General features: G+C 45.5%; 12 protein-coding genes and 1 pseudogene. 7 read left to right on the top strand and 6 right to left on the bottom strand.

Annotated elements, in window-relative coordinates; genetic code table 11:
* Positions 1 to 12 precede the first annotated feature (12 nt).
* The 4 genes from sbcC to addB all read right to left on the bottom strand — a co-directional run bounded on the left by sbcC (position 13) and on the right by addB (position 11843).
* The gene (gene sbcC, locus NSU16_RS05755) at positions 13 to 3405 is read right to left on the bottom strand and encodes an exonuclease subunit SbcC (protein WP_339192279.1); all 3393 of its coding nucleotides are present in this window, start codon (positions 3403 to 3405) and stop codon (positions 13 to 15) included.
* Positions 3402 to 4580 carry an exonuclease subunit SbcD gene (sbcD, locus tag NSU16_RS05750; RefSeq protein WP_339180680.1) on the bottom strand — a complete coding sequence of 393 codons (1179 nt, stop codon included), beginning with the start codon at positions 4578 to 4580 and terminating at the stop codon, positions 3402 to 3404. Before sbcD ends, sbcC begins: the two co-directional genes overlap by 4 nt.
* Before the next feature lie 71 nt (positions 4581 to 4651).
* Complete coding sequence (addA, locus tag NSU16_RS05745; protein WP_339192278.1) at positions 4652 to 8356, bottom strand: helicase-exonuclease AddAB subunit AddA; 3705 nt, start codon at positions 8354 to 8356, stop codon at positions 4652 to 4654.
* Positions 8343 to 11843 (bottom strand): helicase-exonuclease AddAB subunit AddB, encoded by a 3501-nt coding sequence (gene addB, locus NSU16_RS05740; RefSeq protein ID WP_339192277.1) that lies wholly within the window; start codon positions 11841 to 11843, stop codon positions 8343 to 8345. Before addB ends, addA begins: the two co-directional genes overlap by 14 nt.
* Positions 11844 to 12027: 184 nt before the next feature.
* Between addB and NSU16_RS05735 the strand changes: the two are divergent.
* Both NSU16_RS05735 and NSU16_RS05730 read left to right on the top strand, forming a co-directional pair.
* Positions 12028 to 12441 (top strand): annotated as a pseudogene (locus NSU16_RS05735) (rubrerythrin family protein); the annotation flags it as partial.
* A 125-nt stretch (positions 12442 to 12566) separates the two neighbouring features.
* Positions 12567 to 12881 (top strand): four-helix bundle copper-binding protein, encoded by a 315-nt coding sequence (locus tag NSU16_RS05730; protein WP_010333659.1) that lies wholly within the window; start codon positions 12567 to 12569, stop codon positions 12879 to 12881.
* A gap of 34 nt (positions 12882 to 12915) precedes the next feature.
* Here NSU16_RS05730 and NSU16_RS05725 read toward each other — a convergent pair whose 3' ends face one another.
* The gene (locus NSU16_RS05725) at positions 12916 to 14646 is read right to left on the bottom strand and encodes an ABC transporter substrate-binding protein (protein ID WP_339192276.1); all 1731 of its coding nucleotides are present in this window, start codon (positions 14644 to 14646) and stop codon (positions 12916 to 12918) included.
* Positions 14647 to 14761: 115 nt separating this feature from the next.
* On the opposite strand from NSU16_RS05725, the gene NSU16_RS05720 reads away from it, so the two are divergent.
* A complete protein-coding gene (locus NSU16_RS05720; RefSeq protein WP_339192275.1) occupies positions 14762 to 15964 on the top strand; it encodes an MFS transporter in 1203 nt (400 codons plus the stop codon).
* 107 nt (positions 15965 to 16071) lie between these two features.
* The gene (locus tag NSU16_RS05715) at positions 16072 to 17226 is read left to right on the top strand and encodes an AbrB family transcriptional regulator (protein ID WP_326130645.1); all 1155 of its coding nucleotides are present in this window, start codon (positions 16072 to 16074) and stop codon (positions 17224 to 17226) included.
* Between the two features lie 176 nt (positions 17227 to 17402).
* Here NSU16_RS05715 and ntdR read toward each other — a convergent pair whose 3' ends face one another.
* Positions 17403 to 18392 (bottom strand): NTD biosynthesis operon transcriptional regulator NtdR, encoded by a 990-nt coding sequence (ntdR, locus tag NSU16_RS05710; protein ID WP_326328296.1) that lies wholly within the window; start codon positions 18390 to 18392, stop codon positions 17403 to 17405.
* 103 nt (positions 18393 to 18495) lie between these two features.
* Between ntdR and NSU16_RS05705 the strand changes: the two genes are divergently transcribed.
* From NSU16_RS05705 to ntdC, 3 genes are read left to right on the top strand one after another with little or no spacing between them, the layout of a single operon-like run.
* Positions 18496 to 19821, top strand: coding sequence for a DegT/DnrJ/EryC1/StrS family aminotransferase (locus NSU16_RS05705; RefSeq protein WP_339192274.1), 1326 nt, complete (start codon positions 18496 to 18498; stop codon positions 19819 to 19821).
* Positions 19793 to 20638, top strand: a complete 846-nt coding sequence (locus NSU16_RS05700) for an HAD-IIB family hydrolase (RefSeq protein WP_268447675.1) — start codon at positions 19793 to 19795, stop codon at positions 20636 to 20638. Before NSU16_RS05705 ends, NSU16_RS05700 begins: the two co-directional genes overlap by 29 nt.
* A 16-nt stretch (positions 20639 to 20654) precedes the next feature.
* A complete protein-coding gene (ntdC, locus tag NSU16_RS05695; protein ID WP_268447674.1) occupies positions 20655 to 21707 on the top strand; it encodes a glucose-6-phosphate 3-dehydrogenase NdtC in 1053 nt (350 codons plus the stop codon).
* Positions 21708 to 21770 lie beyond the last annotated feature (63 nt).

Below are 21770 nucleotides of genomic sequence, written 5' to 3'. Positions count from 1 at the left end.
TCCGCGTCCCCCTTACATCATCTCGAGTGTTACCCTTGTGCCGCGTCCGCTAGGTTCAGCCGGATGTACGATCAGCTTTTTCGGAAGCCGTGCCCGCAGTTCCTGCACATGGCTGATCACGCCGACAGACAGATTGTCTGACTGCAGTTTTTCCAAGGCAGTGACAACCGTATCTAGCAGATCTTGGTCAAGCGTTCCAAACCCTTCATCCAAGAAAAAGAACTGCAGCGGATATTCACCGCGGAGCTGGATCTGCGCAGAAAGTGCGAGAGCAAGAGCAAGCGAGGTAAGGAAGGTCTCCCCTCCCGACAAGCTTGATACCGGGCGCTTGACGCCTCCATTGGCATCATCCCGCATCACAAATCCGCCTTCTGAATCCACTTCAATGGCATAACGCTGTCTTGTCAGCACGCCGAGCCGTGTTGACGCATCCCTTGCAACACTTTCAAGCTGTTCCTCAGCTAAAAATTCGACGAACGTGTTGCCTTTAAACACTGCTTGAAGCTTGTCCAGCCTGTCGATATGGGTCTGCCATTTCTTCAGCTCAGCCTCAATTTCATTGAAACGTTTGTGTTGGTCGCGGATCACAGCCAGTGCTTTAGCCGCTGCCCCTTTTTCTTCCAGTGCAGTCCCAAATGCCTCCTCGGCTTCTTTTAATGACGTGACGGTTTCGTTCCATTCACTCTCGGATAAGGATCTGCCGGCGAGCTTATCAGATACACGTTTTAAGTTTGCGGCATTTTGCTTACATTTATCCAAAAACTGGTCAATACTGTCTTTGATCTTTTCAAGCTCATCGGCTGGGATGAGGCTGTATTCTACCTCGTCAGCCCGGACAAAGCGGCTGCTTTTCGCATGTTCAAGCCAATCCGCTTCCGCTTTTTTCAACCTTTCTTCCGCTTCCTTAAGCGTATGCTCACTTGCTGAAGCGCGGCTTTTTGCCTGATTGAGCATCATTTGGGCGCTTTGCAGCTCTTCATATAGAGATTGCTCTTTTTCTTTTAAACACTTCAGGTCCTGCTGAACTGAGCGGAGCTTCGTTTGGATGGAATCCTCTTTTATATAGTCCCCGAGCTCCTTCTTATAATCTGCTATGGCGCTCTTCGCCCGTTCTGCGGCATAGTGAAGCTCCAATTTTTCCCTTTCAAGCTGATGGCTCGATTCCCGCAGCTTTTCCTTCTGTGACTCATGCTCAGAAAGAAAAGCGATGCTTCGTTCAATTCGTTTCTCGCATTCTTCCGCAGCCCGGTCCTTTTCTTCAATGTCTTGCTGCCATTTTTCCGCTTCATCCAGAGATTGGCCTTCAAATGATTCATGAAGCATCTTCTGCTGGCTGTCCATCGAGGACTGAAGCTCTGCTATTATGCTGCCAATACGGTCAGCCTCTCTTTTTTCATAACTCATTCTTTCGTTTAGCTGCTCGGCTTTTTTTAATGATTCCTGATATGTGCCGATCATTTGGGTCATTCTTGTTTTGACTGACAGGATGTCCTGTTTGATTTGCTTCCATTCTATTTTTGCGGCATGAAATGCTTCCTGCACCGGCTGATTCTCGTAGGAAGCAGCTGCCTCAAGGGTCGGCGCTTGAATCGATTTCAAAAACGGACACTGCTCGAGAAAGCGGGCGGACTGCTCTTCAAGTGTGATTTTGGCAGAAAGAATCTCCTGACTGAGCGCCGCCGCTGCTGACAGCAAATCTTCTGTCTGTTTGATTTCTGCTTCAACATTGTGATCCGGCTCATATGTCCCATGTGCTGAGGCTGACGGATCATGTTCAGTTGAACCGCAGACTGGGCAAGGTTTTCCGGCCATCAGTTTTTCCGATAACTCCTTGGTAAGTGCCGCCATTCTTGCTTTCTCACGCTGAGTGTGAAGTGTGTGTTGTCTCTGTTTTGCCTGATCAGCAGTTCGCGTGAGTGATCGTTCCGTCTCACAGACCATATGATACACGGCTTGAACAGCCTCATATGCCTGTATGATTTTATTTTCTTCCGCTTCAGCCTTTTGTACGAGTGTATTCTTTTCCTCGTTCATCTTCTGTAATACAAGGTTCAATGCATCCATGCGTTTTTTCTCTTTTGCCAGCTGCTCCTCAGTCTGTCTGATCCGCAAAGCCATTTCAGCGGCCTGCTGGCATCTTTTCCGCTCATCAGTGGTTACCTGCAAGGTTTTGAGCTGCTGCTTTAATTCCGTCTGTCTGTTTTGTCCCCTTGTAAGACGGTCAGTTACAGTTTCTAATTCCTTCATGACAGATTGAAGATTTTCGGCCTTCTGCTGAAGTTCAGCCTGTTTGCGCTCTGCCTCCTGCTGGGCCTCTCTCCATTTAATTTCGATCTCCTGCAAGCGGAAGAGCTGTTCCTGCTCAGCTAAACGCTCTGGCTCTTTCTCGCTTTTATGCCGGCGCCACGCTTCATATTCTTCATTCTTTTGCTGAAAGAAAGCGGTGCGCTCTGTTAAATCCTTTTGGGCAAGCACTTCTTCCCTCGCAGCCTTCTCCTCATGCTGTACCGCTTCCAAGTACCGGTCCGCATACGGCTTTAGAGCGGCTGCTGTTTCCGCTTCCGCCAAGCGTTTTTGCATGCTGTCGACATGCGGCTTTTCCTCTTCAAGCCGCTTTTTCTCTGCTTCATAAACGTTTTTTTCCTTTTGGTCATTCCAAATCTCTTGATGCTCAGCAAACCGGTCTTTTACTAGATCACGATTCTTCCGCACTGATTCCAGTTTGGCTTCCGCTTGTTCAAGCGCTTGTTCAGCTTGTTCAACCGCTTCTGAACTCGCCTCGCCGAGACCCGATTGCTCTGCAAGCATTTCGTTCTTTCTCGCATTGGCTTCCTGCGCCTGCCGTCTCAGCTTTTTCACAAGGCGGTCTCCATACTGCTCCAAATTGAATAAACGCTGAAGCATATGCCTGCGTTCCGCCCCTTTTAAAGACAGAAATTCAGCAAACTTCCCTTGCGGCAGCACAACCGCTCTTGTAAAGTCATCGATGGTCAGCCCCAAGAGCTCCTCGACTCTTTTGTTCACTTCATTGGCCTTATCAGCAAGCACGGTTTGTTCATCCTTGATCTCGATAAAACGGCAAAGCGCTGTTTTCACCTTCATTTCATCCGTTCTCTTAAACACACGCTCGACTTTGTAAGAGGTTTGATGATTCGTCTGAAGCGCAAAGGTAAAGGAAACAGTCAGCGCATCTTCCGCATGGTTTAAGATCCCGTGCGTATTGTTCGCCGCCCGCTCTACCTTTCCGTATAAAGCAAGGGTCATCGCGTCAAGGATCGAGGATTTACCGCTTCCTGTCGGCCCGAAAATGCCGAAGACACCTGCACCGGAAAGGCTGTCAAAATCTATCGTCTGCTCCTCCCTAAAGCTGTGGAGCCCTTTTATCGTTAAGGCGATCGGCTTCATCTTGCTTCCTCCTCATCTTCTGCGCCTGATGCAAGCTCTAAAAACAGCTTTACCATTTCAGCATCCGGCACTGCGCCGCCTGTCTGTTTTTCATAAAATTTCTTAAAACGGTCTTCGATGGACACATGCTTAACCTCGATCCGTTCGCGCTCAATGTTTTGTTCTTCAAAGACCGGCCTGATATGGACAAAACCCGGATGTGCTTTTCTGAGCCTGTGAATGTCTTCAAGTGACAGCTGGTCCGTTACACTGATTTCAAGATCAATCCAGGCATTCTGATCCCTGCCTTCATCGAGCCAGCTGTATACCTCGCTTAAACCATTTTCCGCTTTCCATTTTACAAGAGACTTGCCGCTTGATAATAAAACCTCATGCCAAGAGGCTTCTTCGCCCGGCTTTGCGTCTACAATGGTCACCGATTTGGCGTAGCCTGCCTCAGAGAAGCTATAGGCCAGCGGAGATCCAGAATACCGCGCGAGCGTCCTCGCCCGTTTGATTGTTTGCGGGCGATGCAAATGGCCGAGCGCCACGTAAGCGGCCTCCGCCGGTAGGCTTTCAGCGGCCACCGTATAAGCGCCGCCGACTTCAATTGGCCGCTCCGAGTCCGTTTGGTTGCCGCCCGCAACATAAATATGGCTGGCGGCAATCTTTATGGCGTCTTTTCGGAAGCGGCTTGTGATCTGCTCAAATGCCTGCCTTATTTTCACATCATAGTGATCACGGAGAAGTTTCTCCTCAAATGTATCGGAAAGAACTTCATTTAACCTTGCCTCAGACGGGTATGCCAGCGCTCCGACAGCCAAAAGCTCCCCTGCTGAGGGCACTTCTATATGAAGCGGTTCAGTTGTCGGATAGCCGATTAAATAAATGCCGTTCTCATGTGTCAGTGGTGAAGCAGCGGACAACCTGTCAGGATTATCATGGTTTCCGGCAATGACAACGATCGGGCGCTTTCCTCTGTCACTGAGAGCGGACAGGCTTTCATAGAATAACTGCTCGGCTAAAGCCGGCGGGTTCACGGTATCAAACGCGTCACCCGCCATCACAATGGCGTCAATCTGCTCTTCCTTTACGATTGTATTCAGTTCATCCAATACATCCGCCTGTTCACTCAGCCTGCTTCTTCCTTCAAGGGTTTTTCCAAGATGCCAGTCAGCCGTATGTAAAATCCGCAAATGTGTTCACCTCTCTTTTGTATAGAAAACGAGATCCGCTCCGCCTGAATCCCCGGAGCCTATGGATCTCGTTATAAAGTCAGAATATGCCCTCCGTCAAAGAAATAAAGCGCACACCCTTTTACCTTCGTTTGAGCAATTTGTTCAACGGCCCTTGTGTACAGCTGAATTTGCGTTTCATATCTCTTTTTCAGGATCGGGGCTGCTCCTTCAAAGCCGTGCTGGAATTTCCCCTCAATCCGGTCTGTTTTATAGTCCAGCAAATATAAGCCGTCCTCTGTTTCGTAGAGACAATCGATAATCCCCTGCACCAATAGCGGCTCATCCGCCTCTTTCGCATCAGGATAAATCTCTTTTGCCGGAAGCGCCAAACTGAATGGAACTTCACGGTCCTTCCATTTAGCGCAGATCAGTTTTCCGCCAATTTCCGTATGGAAAAATTGAACGATTTCCTCAATATCGATAGCGGATTGCTGTTCTTCGGTGAGCAGCTCTTTTTCATAAAGATGCTGCACTGTCCGCTCTGCTTCTTCTGTCGTCGGCACATGTGTCAGCGGAATATGCTGCATGACCGTATGCATAGCTGTTCCTTTCTCTGCTGCTGTCAGGCCTTTTTTCATCATGAAAGCCGGGCGTCTGTACAGAATGCTTCCATCAGCCGGTGTAACGGGGGCCCGTCCGCTGTATTCGTCCTCGTACTCTCTTCTTCTCTTAATCTCAGACACAGACTGCTTCGTGCGAATTTGTGTCACCTCGTGATGCGAATACTTCCAGGCCAGCCGCTCGCGAGCTTTTTCCTCATATGCAAACGGGCCGGGAACCGGTTCACCACGGCGGATCGCTTCAAGACGCTCGCTTTTTTCTTCCAGTCTCTCTTCCAGCTCATCATCAAGCAGATCATATGAATGGATCATTTGAATAGCAAAGCGGGCCGGATGGCCTGATATATCAGAAGCCGCTGCCGCACCGCCCTCAGCCAAAGACTCCAAGTCTCTGTGTCTGACAAGAGCAGGTCCAATGAAATCCAAATACGTTTTCGCCTGATAGCGATCAAATTCCGGCAGGAGCCAGTCAGCTTGGGATGCCGATGCCTGCCATTTTGCCAGCTGTTTCTGGTGATCCTTGCATGAGCCGACAAGAAACAGCTTCTCCTTTGCCCGCGTTAAAGCAACATAGAGCACACGCAATTCCTCAGACAGCAGCTCCCTGCGCATTTTTTTCTTCATCGCGATGAGCGGAAGCGTCGGATAGCTGATGCGCCATTCAGGATGGATAAATTTCGTGCCAAACCCAAGCTCCTTGTCCAGCAGATAGGATTTGTTGAGATCCATCATGTTGAAATTCCGGCCAAGTCCCACTGTGAAGACGACTGGAAATTCGAGCCCTTTGCTGCTGTGAATGGTCATTAAGCGGACAACATCTTCCTGTTCGCTTAACGCTCTCGCCGTTCCCAGGTCATCGCCGCGTTCCTGCATGCGTTCGATAAACCTCAAGAAACGAAACAGGCCGCGAAATGCCGTCGATTCATATTGGCGTGCCCGGTCATAGAGGACGCGCAAGTTAGCCTGCCGCTGTTTGCCGCCCGGCATTCCGCCAACATAATCCATATACTTTGTGTCGCGGTACACTTCCCAGATCAGCTCGGACACCGAATGGTTTTTCGAAAATGCGCGCCATTTTTGCAAATGTCCGTAAAACGTTTGCAGCTTTTGATAAAGCTCATCGTTTCGGTCGCTGGCTGCCAGATAGTCTTTCATTGCTTCATAGTACGGAGCCTTTTTGTTTTCAAGCCGGATCAAAGACAGTTCGTTCTCGTCAGCACCGACAATCGGTGAACGCAGAACGGAAGCAAGCGGAATATCCTGATACGGGTTATCAATCACCTTCAGGACAGAAAGCACCACAGACACTTCCACCGCATCAAAGTAGCCTGATGTTAAATTGGCGTAAACCGGTATGCCCTGAGCTCTCAGCTCTTCCATGATTTGCGGCGCCCACGGCATGGATCGCAGCAAAATCACAATATCGCGGTATTGAATATTGCGGTGTGTCTTCGTTTTCCCGTCATATACCTTAAATGGCGATGAGATCAGCTTACGTATTTCCTTGGCGATCGCTTTTGCCTCGAACTGTACCGTTTCCAGCTCTTCCGCTTCCTCTCCTGCGTCCGTCTCCTCGGACTTGTCAATCAGCAGCAGTTCGGTTTCCGTTTCATTGTTTTCCGGATACGCCGCGCCGAGTTTCAGTTCAGCCTGTTCATCATAATCGACCTCGCCGATTTTGCCGCCCATCAGCTGTTTGAACAAAAAGTTTGTGCTGTCTAAAATATCAGCCCTGCTTCGAAAGTTTTTGTTCAAGTCGATTTTCCGGCCCGTACCTTCTCCGCTCTCTGTAAACCGTTTGTACTTGGACAGAAAAAGGAGCGGCTCCGCAAGCCTGAATCGATAAATCGACTGCTTGACATCTCCTACCATAAACAGGTTTCCTGTCTCTTCCGGCCCGCTTGTGACGAGCTGAAGAATGGATTCCTGCACCAGGTTGGTATCCTGATATTCATCGACGAGCACCTCATGAAACTGCTCCTGATAAAATCTTGCCGCCTCACTTGGTTCACGTTCACCTTTTTCGTTCACAGCGGTCAAGATGGACAGGCAATAATGCTCCAAATCAGAAAAATCAATGAGCGATTTCTCCTGCTTTGCGGCTTCAAACCGTTTCCCGTAGCTGATGACAAGCTGTACGAGTGTTTCAATGACAGGCTTCATGTCAGCCAAACTTTTCAAATGCTGCTCCGGGCTTCTGGTGAAGTAATCGGTTTTGAGTTTTTCAAGGAGTTTTTTGGCGCCATTTCTCAAGTCTGTCGCTTCATCAAGCAAGACGGGGTCAAACTCATCCCCTTTCACCGCTTTTGCACGCTTAAAGGAGACAGCGGGCACGCGCTTATAAAGTTCATTGAAGTCATCCTGATGCTGAATCAGGTCATCAATCTGCGCGAGATCATCGAGAAAATTTTCAGCGCGTGGCGCAGGTCCGCCCGGCGCTTTTGTCAGCTCAAAAGCACGCTGAAGCTTTTCCTTTGCTCCGTCCAGCACCATCGCAATATCTTCTTTGACATATGGATAAAACGGCAGTTCCTCGATCGCGCTCTTTTCTGTTACATCATACAAATGAACAAAGCTTTTCAGCCATGTTTCCGGATCTGGGTGGGAACGGGAATACTCATACACCTGTTTCACGAGATATTGCAGATCTAAGTCATGCCGGTCAGTTGTGTATCGGTCGACAAGCTCAAAAAACGCCTTATCGCCCTTTGCATATTCATCCTCAAACAGCTCATCAAGCACCTCGTCCCCGAGAAGTTCGCCTTCTGTCTGATCAGCAATCCGAAAGCCCGGATCAAGATCAATCAGGTAGTAATATTTTTTCAGCACCTGCAGGCAAAACGAATGAAGCGTTGAAATGCTGGCCCGGTTTAATAGAGACAGCTGGCGTCGGATATGCAGCGAACCTGGGCGTTTTACCAGCTCTTTTTCCAGTGCATCCGCAATCCGGTGTTTCATCTCTGCAGCTGAGGCGTTTGTAAAGGTGACAACAAGAAGCCGGTCTACATCAATCGGATGTTCTTCCGCCGTGATTTTTCGGATCATTCTTTCCACAAGAACAGCCGTTTTACCAGATCCTGCCGCCGCTGCCACAAGGATATCCTGGCCGGTTGAGACGATGGCATTCCACTGGTCATCTGTCCATGTGCTGTCTGCCGGTTTAGGAATGTTCATTGCCATCAGCCTCCTTCTTTATCCAATCAAGTACCGTCTTGTCCTTTTCGGCCTTTAACTGACGATACTCGTTTTCTTCTAATGATTCATCAAATTGGCATACTGATTTAAACGCACAGTATGTGCAAGGTGTCTTGTTCTTCATTTTATACGGCTCAATGGATACGCGCCCGTCAGTGATTTGCTCGCCTGCTTCTTGGAAGGTGCGGCGCACATGCTTCGTCAACAGCTCAAATTCTTTTTCACCGACTGCTGCTGAATCCGATCTGAGAGAGCCGTCTTTCTTCAAGCCCGCATTGATGATATTTGATCTTCCTTCTTGAAGGGTTGTATCCATGAGGCGAATTGCCTCCTGATCACCGAGGAGGAGGCCCTTCATCTTAAATTTCTTAAAAATTTCCTGTTCAATCTCATCAAGTCCAAGCGGAAGATTCGATTGTATCATCGGGTCATGAATATGGAAGTACAGAACCCCGGCCGGCGTGGCTTTCATTCCTAGCCAGTCTAACGAATGTGTAATCGATAAATCCAGATACGTCAGCATTTGCAGCGCAAGTCCGTAATACACTTCCGCCAAGTCAAGGCCTTTATCACTGGATTTATAATCGAGAATCCGGAGGAGCAGGCCTTTAGAGCTTTCCGCTTTATCCACGCGGTCAATCCGCCCGACGAGCTCCATCGTACAGCCGTTTTTCAGCTTAAAGGTAAGCGGCGGGAGCGGGCCCTTTCCGCCAAAGCCCAATTCAAGGCCGATCGGCACGAATCCGCTCGCTTTCGCATGCTCGCTTAAAATGCCGGACACGCGTGTCACAATTTTCTGCAGTTTTTCCTTCACGTAATAATGCCGGTTTGAACTGAGCAGAATTTCTTTTTGCAGCTTCGGCGCCAGCCGCTCGACCGCGTCATAAGAAAACAGCTCGCACTGCTCCTTCGTTAGGTCGCGCCAATCTAATTTTTGCTCGCGCAGCCGGTCTGAGATCAGTTTTAAACTGGAATGAAAGAGCTGCCCGATATCCGGTGCTTCAAGCTTGAAAAATTGACGTTCCTTCAGATGCAGCCCGTGAGACGCAAAATGGGAGAACGGACAAGCGTTAAAGGTTTCCATCCTCGACACGCTCCCTTGAATACGTTCACCATAGAGCTGTCTCGATACAGAACGTTCAAGCTGCTTGACTTCATTGCGGAAAAACAGGCTTGAGAAAAGCTTTTTCGACTCCAGCCTGTCAGGTTCATTCATCAGCGCATTGTACGCGCTCCACCAGACGTCGCTGATCTCATATTCCCTCGTCCATAATCTGAGCTGGCTAGCGGTGTATGATTGCGCCACGCTTTTATTGACAAGATACATAAGCTGTTCCTCATCGCTGACCTGCTCCGGTTCATTTGTCAATAGACGCTCGCGATGCTGCGGAAACAGTTCTTCCAGCCGCTTGATGACAATCGACGGCAAAAGCGTTTTTCCTTCCGCATCAGCAATCGGATACGTCACATAAAGGCGGTCAGATGGGCTAGAAAGCGCCATATAGATCAGGAAATGCTCATCAAGCAGACGCTCCCGCCCGCCGGAGGAAAGCTCAATACCTATCGTCTTCAGCCACTCACGATCATCATCCGACAGCACGCCATTTTCATCAGGGCGAGCCGGCAGGACGCCGTCGTTTGCCCCAACCACAAAAGTACATGAGGTACCGTATATTCTGGACAAATCCATATTGCCGACAAACACCTGATCAAGCGCCGGAGGAATGAGAGAGAATGTCAGCGACTCTGCACCGGTTTCCATCATCTGCTGAAACAAATCAAGAGAAATTTCATCTTCGCCCATCATTTCCACAAACTCCTCAAGCAGCTGAATGACAGCGTCCCATGCCTGCTGATGCTGCTGTGCTTCAATGATTCTGCCGTCTTCCTCAGCCCGCTGTCTTTCCTGATCCAGCTTCAGCGGCACATCCGTCTCTTCTAAATAACGGTAAAGCGCCTCCGCCTTCTCTTGAACCGTTTTTGCTTTTTTCATTCGTTTCTGCAGCTGGAACAGCGGCGGAACAATCCAATCGCGCGTGTCATTCAGCATGTTTTCCATTTCAATTTCTTGATCGGTCTGCGCAAATTCATCATCTAGCGACACAAAACGTCTGTAGTGGAAACGGTCGCCCTTTGTCCAGCGATCGCCTTTGATGCCGTAAGCGATACAGTAATTCTCCAGCTGATCAACCTGCTCTCTTACCTTGGCCTTCGGCTCGTTAAGCGGGAATAACAGTTCGGTTTTCACGCAGCGGAACACTGCTTCATAACGCCAATTCCCCTTTAATACGTCAAGGCTTGACCGGATAAACTCCACTAACGGGTGGTTCAGCATAGACGTTTTCCCGTCAATAAAATAAGGAATCTCGTAATCTGCAAATACTTCCTTGACCATATCCTTGTAGTCTTCCGGCTGACGCGCTAAAATCGCCACATCCTTGTAACGGTAGCCCTTCTCTCTGACAAGACTATGGATTTCCCGGGCAATACCTTCCAGCTCTGCCCGTCTGTTTGCGGCCTGCATCACGGTAAAAGCCTCTTGTTTCTCAGCAAACGGAATAACCGGACGCGCTTCATACTGTGCTTCCAAATGGGCTAATTCCGGTACGCGCTTGTGCCGCTTTAATTCATCAAGCTCTTTATAGGTGATGTCCAGATTCAGTTCCTTTGCCGTCTGGTGCAGGCGATAATACGTTTTTCCCGTCATTCTGAACAAATCAAGTTCCTGCGGCTCCCCCTCATGTGACGGCTTGTCCGCTGTGAGTGAAAACGTGATATGCTCTGCCTGAAGCATAAGCTGCTCTAACACCCTGAATTCCTGCGGTGTAAACTGATAAAAGCCGTCTACATAGACATGTGCCCCTTTCAAATCTTCCGCCTGCGGGATATGCTCTGCCAATAGTGTCAAATAATCCTCAGAATGAAGATACTGACCTTCAAGGCTTTTTTCCATCTGCTGGTATAGGATCGATAAATCATGAAGCTTTTCAGATAAAACACGTTCCCCTCGATACTCGGAAGCTGTTCCGCTATCCGCCATCCGGCGAATATCTTCCGGTTCCAGACAGTATCTCTTAAACTCAGTCAGCATCCGTTCCACCTGTGCGGTAAAACCGCTTTTGTCACTTGCTTTTTGATAGACTCTAAACTCCTGTTTATGCTCTTCAATGAGCTTCCGCAGGAGCATCTGTACGCCCGTGCTCGTAAGAAACGGCCTGCTCATTCCTCCCGTATGCTGGAGGACGCGCCAGGCCAGTCGTGAAAAGCTGAAGACTTGAGCACGAATCATGCCGCCCGTATCAGGCGTTTTAGCAAGCTCGTATTCCATTAAAAACGTCATTTGATCCGGGACTAGAAAAATGATCGGTTTCCCGAATGGAGCCCGGCGCAGTTCATCTTGAATGCTGTCGATGATCAGCTTCGTTTTTCCACTCCCGGACCTGCCTACTAAAAACTCTGCTCCCAAATTAGAAGACCCCTCTCTTTTTATCTGTTTATATTTTATCGAACATTGACGAAAATGACCAATCTGATCTATTGGTAAAAACGGCCTTTTCACTTATAAGAAGCTGATTTTCTCCGCCCATGTGTCCTGGCCTCACATATACTTTTACAGAAGCCCAATATCTTAAGAATGAAGTTGAACCCTCTTGTATTACAGCTATTTTCCTTATCCAGCGCAATCTCGGGAAGACCCTGTTTTCATTTAAAATCTCAGAAGGCCATCAACGGAGAATTCAGCGCGGTTCATTGCTACCTCAGGCTTGCTGAACTGGCCCACCCTGCTTAGGACAGAAAACAAATTGAAGAAATCAGGCGCGTTGAGATCCGACATCTACGTAATATACGGAGCCATTACGCAAACATATCATGCCGAAACAAACAGAGGAATGCGTGGACACTTTTACAAGAGGACTTGATGCCGCTTTTAAAGATGATCAGGAAACCATTGACTTTTCCTTACACGCAGCTGAGGAACCTCAAATATAAAGGCAAAGGGTATCTTTACGCGCGCCGCACGGGATGAACAAAATCACGATGTTTGGTTTCTATACTATCTGATGAACGTTAGATTTACCCAATCAGGGTACATATACATACCCCTTCCCCGAAAACACACTCCACTGTTTTTCTTACCATCAGCCGGGAAACATAAAATCATACACGAACATATGAGGAGGAATCAAGCATGCAGCAAACCATTGAAGCTTGTATCACATGTATGGAAGCTTGCAACCATTGTTTCACAAAATGTTTGGCAGAAAGTGCACACCACGATCTGAGCGGCTGCATCCGGCTTGACAGGGAATGTGCGGATATTTGCGCGCTGGCAGTGAAAGCCATGCAAACGGACAGCCCCTTTATGAAAGAAATTTGCGCACTTTGCGCCGATATTTGTGAAGCCTGCGGCACTGAATGCGAAAAGCATGATCATGATCATTGCCAAGCGTGTGCGAAGTCTTGCTTTGCCTGCGCTGAGCTCTGCCGCAGCATGGCTGCGTAACAGAAGCATGAGAGGGGTCAAATGAGAGCCCTCTTCACTCCTTTGACAGCCATACAGAGTAAAAATCAATCCACCCCTCTTCATCCAGCATGAGATCCTCAACAGTCTCACTCGATGCTACCTCAAGCACATTTTGATACAGCGGTATCGCGCTGAAGCTCCCTATAAGCTGACGGTCAATTTGTTTTACTATATTCATTCTGGAAGACCGGTCGGGTAATGAGAAAAACCGTTCTATCATTTCTGAAAATGTCTGTTTCTGGTCACCTGAAAGATGCTGATGCAAAAAGCTGTTCTCCGAAAGCAGCAAATGTAAAAAACCAAACTCACCTTCTTCATAAAACGTTGCGCTGTCATGAATGATATCAGCCATTTGTACGATTTCCGGTCGGCGCAAATCGGCAGCAGTACAAAATTCCAGATTAAGCCTAATGCCGCTCCGTTCACAAATCTCTTGAATCCATGCTGCGTCCTCGCGATGATCCGTTTCAGAAAAAGTGAATAGTGACAACGTCTCTCCCGCATATCCGCTTTTTTTCATTAATTCCGCAGGTGAAGCATCTCCCCAATCAAAAGGCGCCCGGTGGAAAAAAGATGATACAGGAATGCTTCTGTGTCCTCCCGCCTCACGAACGAGCTGTTCAGATGAAATCAGCAGCCGAAGGGCTTTTCTCAAGCTTGGATGCTGAAGCGGCCCTTTCTTTCTGAGGTTTAGTGACAAGTATTGAACATGCCGTTCTTCAAAAACAGTTTGCCGCTCAGGAGGTTTCTGTTTTTCTCGAAGGGTAAAACCGTACATATCATCTGCTTGCTCAGAAAACACAAACTCAATACGATCTAAGAATGCCCGGCCCTTAAAGTAACGCTCGTTGGCTTGAAGAATGAGCATGTGTTCGTCATGCTGAACAAGGCAAAAAGGTCCTGTTCCATTCACCTCGCCGTTCATTTCTGCCGGCAGGATAGACAGCCGTTCATCACAAAGAATATATGGCAAAAGCTCATTTGGCTGATCGAGCTCAATGTCCACACAAAAAGGCCCTTTCTCTGAAATCCGTTCAACACCTTTCAGCAGCCATTTATATGGATTTTCATCATGATCCATAAAACGCTGAAACGTAAATACAACATCCCTTGACGTCAATGGCTTTCCATTATGAAAAGAAACGCCTTTCCGAAGAAAAAATCTCCACCGTTTTTTCCCCGCCTTATTCCATCCGTGGATTAAATGCGGCTGCGGCTCTCTCTTTTCCCGATCAAATCGGACCAGTGTATCATAAATCTGCTTGACAAAATGGCCCTCTGACCGCAGAAAAATCCTGCACGGATCAAAACTGCTTACCGCTGCTGGGGCTATAAACAAGCGCAGCACATCCTGTTCACCATCCTGTCCGGTTTCTGTTACAAAACCGAACACCTCAGAAAACCACATGTCATACACATTTTGAATCCCAGGAAACACCGGCTGATAATATTCAAGCAGTTCTTTTGCTTTTTTAAGCTTTCCGGCTGTTGTATATTCCTTGGCAGTTTGAAGCAGCAAATCTTCCGGCTGACGGAGAAAAGCGATTTTTGATTTATGGCCGCGCCCCGATCCGCTCTCGCGAATGATCCATTTTTTGCTCTCCATCTTATGTAAAATCAGCTTCACATTTCTCTCTGTACAATATAAACAAGCCGCAATCTCACTGAGCGGCATTTCCTTCATCTGTCCCGGTTCGCCGCTCTCAGCTTTTGCGAGCGCCACATAATGGTCAATCAGCTTCAATCCCTGCACCTCCTGACAACAAAGGGGAATTTTTTTCACTAATTTTCTTCTCTTTTTGGCCCGCCGCCCCTTTTATACACTACTACTATATCAAACATCGAAAGGCGGAAATCACATGTTTCTCCTCTTCCAATCAATGAAATCCCGCTACACAGCACCCGTTTGGCTCCGGTTTTTCGGCGAAATGCTGACAAGCCTGACAGGTGCCATGATGGGGCCGTTTATGGTGCTGTATCTGCATGAGCAATTAAACGGAAGCGTGATGCTTCCCATGCTTATCATCAGTCTTCAGCCCTTCGCTGATATTTGCCTGACACTCATAGCGGGACGTGTGACAGATCAGCTCGGACGGCGAACAGCGATCCTTACTGCCCTGCTTCTGCAAACAGCTGCAATGGCGGGTTTTGTTTTTGCTCATGATGCATATTTTTTCGCATTCCTTTATATCCTCAACGGCATCGGCAGATCCCTGTACATTCCTGCATCACGCGCACAGATCGCCGAAAGCACGCCGGAAAGCAGACGTTCGGAAGTTTTTGCCGTCATCAATGCCATCTACTCAGCAGGATTGACGGCAGGTCCGCTGCTTGGGCTGCTGCTGTACGCTCAAGATCCCGTTTGGATATTTGCATTAGATGCCGCGGCCCTGTTCGTTTATTTTCTTATCGCCGCCTTTAAATTACCAGAAACAAAGCCGCTAAAAGCCGATCATCCCGCAGCATTATCCGAGCGTTTCACAAGATATCGGCCTGTTTTGATCCTTTTGCTGCTTTCTCTCCCAATCAGCATGTTATACGCGCAAACAGAAACGACATACAGGCTGTTCAGCAAAAGTGTGTTTCCTGATTACCTGTCCATGCTGGCAATCTATTCAGCGGCAAAAGCGTTATTAAGCTTTGTTCTTCAAGTTCCTCTAGTAAAATGGACAGAAAAGTTTTCGATGAAAGCGATTCTTCTCATCACCTATATCAGCTACTCACTTGCGGCCGCCGGCTTTGCATTCTCAACATCATTGACGCTGCTTATGCTGACTGCTGCCGTGATGACGATTGGAGAAAGCATCGGACTCACTCATATTCAAACCTTTATTTCCCGGCTGGCGCCGCCGCATATGCTCGGCCGTTTCTATGCGATATACGGCTTGCATTGGGATATTTCACGGTCAATCGGACCGCTGGCCGGCGGACTGATCCTGACTTCGTTTGGCGGAGAAATCATGTTCTACAGTCTTTCCGCTTGTCTTCTCGCCGCCGGTTTCTTGCAGTCTCATATCATGGAGAGGAGTGAATATAAGGTCATAAGAAAAGTGAATGGCTGACAGAAAAAAATTCATAATTTCATTATCAACAAAAATATACTATAGTAATGATACATTCACTACATGAACAATTGGAGCTGTAAGTTAATAGGAAGAAGGGTTTTATATTGAAGAAAGACAAAAATCTCCTCACAGATGTATGGTTTATCGCAATCAGTGCAGCCGGGGGGTTTATTCTTTCGTTAACCGGAATATCGATCGGATGGATGATCGGAACGCTGATTGTCGCCTGCTGTCTCGCTATGCTACGGCCGGCTTGGCTGATGATGGCGCCAGATCAAAAAGGAATTAACCGCCGGTGGCTCGCTCTCGGGCAGATGATCCTCGGCATTGAATTGGGCCAAAAGCTGAACCTATCCGTTCTGTCTGTCCTCAAAGATCATTGGTTTTCGGTCGGCATCATGCTGATTTTATCGATACTCCTTGCCATGCTGTCAGGCTATGTGCTTTGGCGTTTCAGCAAAACAGATATGATGACCAGCTTTGTCGGCACGGCTCCCGGCGGACTGTCCGCCATGCCGAGTATTGCCCAGGAGGTCGGTGCCAATACCGCTATTGTCAGTCTCGTTCAAATGATGAGGGTGCTGCTCGTGGTCCTGTCTATTCCGTTTTTGGTTATCCTGATTTACGCTAAACAAGATGGTCCCGCAAATGCCACAACCCAAACGGTATCCGCTGCCACGACAGAAATCGGGCTCGCTCCCGTACTGTGGACCGGCGTTCTCATTTTCGTTGCCTGGGGAGCTTGCAAAGCGGCAAAATATTTAAAATTTCCCGCTCCGTGGCTGCTCGGCAGTATGCTCGGTGTAGCGGCCGTGCACATAGGCGGCGCTTCAATAACAGGCCATGACATGCTTGCATGGTGGCCGTCACAGGCAAACCATCTTTCGCAGATATTTCTAGGGGCTACAATCGGTTCTAAGATGTACAAAAGCATGTTTGCCGGCGTTACACGTATCATGATCGTCGGTTTCATTTCATCAGTCGGCTTAATTGCCGCTATGCTTTTAAGCGCGGTGATTGTTTCCAAACTGACAGGAATTTCGCTGATCACCTCTGTTTTGGCATTTGCCCCCGGCGGCATCGCGGAAATGGCAACGACGTCTGTTACATTGCATGCCGATTCCACCTTTGTCGTTGCGGTTCAGGTCATACGCGTCATCCTTGTCATTGCCCTCTTGCCGCCGTTTTATCGTCTGCTTCACCATCTTCATGGTGAAAAAAAAGGCAAAGAGAGTTCGATAAGCGGCAGCAATGCCTAGTTGAAAAAAAGAAAGACTTAGGCATAAAAGGGGGGAGTCACTCTATTCTGCAGAGTATGGAGACTTCAAAATGGGGCAGGAAAGTGAAATTTCCTGATTGAAAAAGAGGTTATTATATGAATAACCTCTTTTTTCTATACACAGTTATAAAATGATAAGGAAGTGAAAATCTATAGTTAAGTTGATTCTCTTATAATAAGTTTTGTTGGCAGTTTAATAATTCTTCTGTTTAAAGAAGTGTTACCCGAAATATACTCGATCATTTTCAACACAGCCTGTTGCCCTAATTCTATTATGGGAATATCAATTGTTGTGATGGTCGGAGTCACTACTTGGCAAATCGATTGGTTGTCAAAACCAATTACAGCTAAGTCTTCTGGAACGTCAAAGCCATTTTTTATCGCCTGTTTAATAATCCCTGCGGCGACTTGATCATTTCCTGTAAATATTGCTGAGGGTCTGTCCTTTAGATCCTTTATCTTATGAAAAACACGAAAGCCATCCTCGATATTAAACAATTCACCAAATATCCATTCGTTTCTATGATGTAAATTGTAATCTCGTAAAGCTTTCAAGTAACCCTCTTTCCTCTGACATTGAGCTTCGCTGTATGGAGTATCAAAACAAAATCCAATTTTTTCATGTCCTCTTTCAATTAAATGTACTACCCCCATGTATGTCGCTTCAAATTCATCATACCCAATGATCGTGATGTCCGCTGAGTGATGATATTCATTACATAATAAGATAGGACCATACTTTAAGAAAGGAGATATCTTATCCCATTCATTTTCTAGAGTTCCAAGAATAATACCATCCACTTCTTTGTGTTTCAATAACTCTAATAGCTCCAGCTCTGTCTGTTTGTCATAAAAGGTTTGAAATACAATGACCTTGTAATTCTTAAACAGTGCTTCATGAGAAACCCCTTTTATTAATCGAGCGAAAAATGGATGGTCGATACTCGGAACCGATAAAGCTATCGTTTGTGTCTTATTTCTCCTAAAATTACGAGCCAAATAATTGGGAGTGTAGTCAAGTTCGTTAATAGCCTTTAAGATCGTATCTCTTTTTTCTTTCGACACATAAGGGTGATTATTCAACACTCTTGAGACTGTGGTTTTAGACACATTGCATAATCTTGCTATTTCATCAATTGTAGGCATATTTTCCCTTCCTCAAAAAAGTTATTGACATGTTATCGGTTTCAGAAATTAGGATAAATTTGTATCAAATTTTCCAGATTATAAATCATTGGAGGTACTGTTCATGCAAAAACAGGTTAGAGTTTCAGGTAAAAGTAAAGAAAACATGTTACTGCTAAAACACTTAAAAGGTGACGTACAAGGAAAAGAACTTGTTATTGAAGACAGTATTGTAAACGAGCGATTGAGACAAGTATTAAAAGAAAATACAGATATTGAAAATGACCTTTTCAACTACCAAAAAAATCGCGAAATCAATAAAGTCCCTTTTATGCCTGTAGACAGATTAATAACCAATGATGAAGTGGATGATATCTTAAATACATTATCTAAAGTTTTGCCAACTGGAAAATTTACGAGTGGTTCCTATTTAGAGCAATTCGAGAAAGTTTTATCTACATATTTACATAAAAGGTACGTAATTGCAACTAGCAGTGGAACGGATGCTATTATGATAGGATTATTGGCTTTAGGGTTAAACCGAGGGGACGAAGTGATCATGCCAGCTAATAGCTTTTCAGCTACTGAAAATGCTGTGTTAGCCTTGGGAGGCGTTCCTATCTATGTAGATAGTAACCCACAAACATTCTGCATCGATCCTAACAAAATTGAGGAAGCAATAACTCCTTCTACAAAGTTTATTCTACCTGTGCATTTGTACGGAAAACATTCAGAAATGAAGCATATCCGTCAAATAGCAAATCGTTATCAATTGAAAGTAATTGAAGATGCTTGCCAAGGAATTGGACTGACAGACTTAGGAAAGGATGCAGACATCACTACATTAAGTTTTAATCCATATAAGAATTTTGGTGTATGCGGTAAGGCTGGGGCAATAGCAACTGATAATGAAGAACTCGCTAAAACATGCATTCAATTTAGTTATCATGGTTTTGAAGTAAATGTAAAAAATAAGAAAGTCATCAATTTTGGATTAAATTCAAAAATGGACAATTTACAGGCAGCAATTGGTTTAGAGAGAATGAAGTATCTTTCATTAAACAATTTCAAAAGACTGTTTTTGGCGGATAGATACATTACTCAATTAGCAGAATTACAGAATAAAGGCCTTATTGAATTACCAGAATTAAGCGAAGATCATGTGTGGCATCTGTTTCCTATTAAGGTAAGAACAGAAGATAGGACAGATATCATGACTAAATTAAATGAAGAGTTTGGTGTTCAAACAGATGTATATTATCCAATACTGTCTCATATGCAAAAAACTCCATTAGTACAGGACAAGTATACAAAACTCCAATTGGTTCATACGGAAAAGGCTCATAGTCAGGTACTGCATTTGCCATTATATCCGTCATTTACTTTAGAAGAACAAGACAGAGTAATGGAGGGACTGTTTCATGTTATTAAGCAAGAAGCCAGAGTATAAAACGTTATCCAAGGTTGAACATCCTAAGTATATTGTTTTTTGTGATTTTGATGAAACGTATTTTCCGCATACAATCGATGAACAAAAACAACAAGACATATATGAACTCGAAGACTATCTAGAACAAAAAAGTAAAGCTGGGGAACTACTAATCGGATGGGTTACTGGGAGTAGTATAGAATCTATTCTCGATAAAATGGGAAGAGGAAAATTTAGATATTTCCCGCATTTTATAGCTAGTGATCTTGGAACTGAAATTACGTACTTTTCAGAGCATAACTTCGGACAGCAAGATAATGAGTGGAACAGTCGTATAAATGAAGAGTTTAGTAAAGAAAAGATTGAGATACTTGTAAAACAGTTACATGAAAATCATAACATTCTTTTGAATCCTCAAACTCAATTAGGAACGTCACGGTATAAGCATAATTTCTATTATCAGGAACAAGATGAAATAAACGACAAGAAAAACCTATTAGCAATTGAAAAAATCTGCAAGGAATACGGAGTTTCAGTAAATATAAATCGGTGTAATCCCTTAGCGGGTGATCCAGAAGACAGCTATGATGTCGATTTTATACCCATGGGAACAGGAAAGAATGAAATTGTAAAGTTTATGTTAGAGAAATACAACCTAAATACTGAAAAAGCTATCGCATTTGGAGATAGTGGAAATGATGTTCGGATGTTACAGGCAGTAGGAAATGGATATCTACTAAAAAATGCAACACAAGAAGCAAAAAACCTGCACCAATTGATAACTGATAGTGAGTACTCAAAAGGAATTACTCATACCTTAAAAAAATTAATTGGATAATGAGGAGGAAATAGATATGAAGAAGATTGGTATCATAGGTGCAGGCGGTATTGCAAAAGCGCACGCAACTGCTTTATCTACAATAAAAAATGCAGAGTTAGTAGGAGTGTATGACATAAATCAACAAAATGCGGAAAGCTTTGTGAAAACTTTCGGTGGGAAGACATATGAAAATGTAGATGAACTTATAGATGTCTCTGAAGGTTTAATTGTAGCATCACCTAACTTTTGCCATAAAGAACATGCTTTGCAAGCATTAGAAAAACATAAGCATGTATTGTGCGAAAAGCCTATGGCTATTTCTCTTGAGGAAGCAAGCATAATGAAAGATACTGCTCAAAGGTTAGGCGTAAGAGCTAGTATGGGATTTAATTATAGATATTTGTCTTACGTAAACATCTTAAAAAGCTTAATTATCAATAATGAACTAGGTAACATACTGTCCATAAAAGTACATTTCAAGAAAAATAGTGCCCTTAGACGTAAGAAATTCACTTGGAGAGATGACGCTAATAGTAAGAAGACTAGTGGATCATTGGGGGATCTGGGTATTCACCTTATCGACATGGTATGGTATTTGTTTGAGAGTGATTTCATCACAGAATCAGTAATGGCAAAGATGAACACAAATGTAAAAACAAAAGAGGATAAACAGGTACTTGTAGATGACTATGCAGAAATTTATGGACAACTGAAGAACAAGGTATTTGTAAATATTATCACATCAAAATGTTCTGTACCTGAAGACTGCGGTTTTAGCATTGAGGTAGTTGGACACAAAAAAGAGTTTAAATACCACACAGGCAATCCTCACGTTTACAAGCTCATAGATGGCTTGAACGTGGTAGACTGCCCAGTGCCGCAAAGTCTCTTAAACGATCCGCCAAACGAATTTTATGGTTGGGCTGATTCTTTTAGAAGCGAGTTAATCAATTGGATTGCTTCAACTCAGAAAGATTGGGTTGAGATCCCTTCTTTTAACGATGGTTTTAGATCACAGGAAGTATTAGAAATGTTCTTTGAGAAAGATAGCAACTCTCAAAAAATGTCTGTTTTAGCAGTCAACTAGTATTTCGAAGAGATAAGTTACTGAAAAAGCAGGAATGTATGTTCCTGCTTTTTCATATAGGGG

The organism is Bacillus sp. FSL K6-1003 (genome assembly GCF_037964945.1).
Lineage (GTDB): Bacteria > Bacillota > Bacilli > Bacillales > Bacillaceae > Bacillus > Bacillus mojavensis.
This window is presented reverse-complemented; position numbering and strand designations above follow the sequence as displayed.

Excerpts from the sequence above, each read along its gene's own strand:
- sbcC (WP_339192279.1), bottom strand. The coding sequence starts at position 3,405 with ATGAAGCCGATCGCCTTAACGATAAAAGGGCTCCACAGCTTTAGGGAG.
- addA (WP_339192278.1), bottom strand. The coding sequence starts at position 8,356 with ATGAACATTCCTAAACCGGCAGACAGCACATGGACAGATGACCAGTGG.
- NSU16_RS05730 (WP_010333659.1), top strand. The coding sequence starts at position 12,567 with ATGCAGCAAACCATTGAAGCTTGTATCACATGTATGGAAGCTTGCAAC.
- NSU16_RS05720 (WP_339192275.1), top strand. The coding sequence starts at position 14,762 with ATGTTTCTCCTCTTCCAATCAATGAAATCCCGCTACACAGCACCCGTT.
- ntdR (WP_326328296.1), bottom strand. The coding sequence starts at position 18,392 with ATGCCTACAATTGATGAAATAGCAAGATTATGCAATGTGTCTAAAACC.
- NSU16_RS05705 (WP_339192274.1), top strand. The coding sequence starts at position 18,496 with ATGCAAAAACAGGTTAGAGTTTCAGGTAAAAGTAAAGAAAACATGTTA.
- NSU16_RS05700 (WP_268447675.1), top strand. The coding sequence starts at position 19,793 with ATGTTATTAAGCAAGAAGCCAGAGTATAAAACGTTATCCAAGGTTGAA.
- ntdC (WP_268447674.1), top strand. The coding sequence starts at position 20,655 with ATGAAGAAGATTGGTATCATAGGTGCAGGCGGTATTGCAAAAGCGCAC.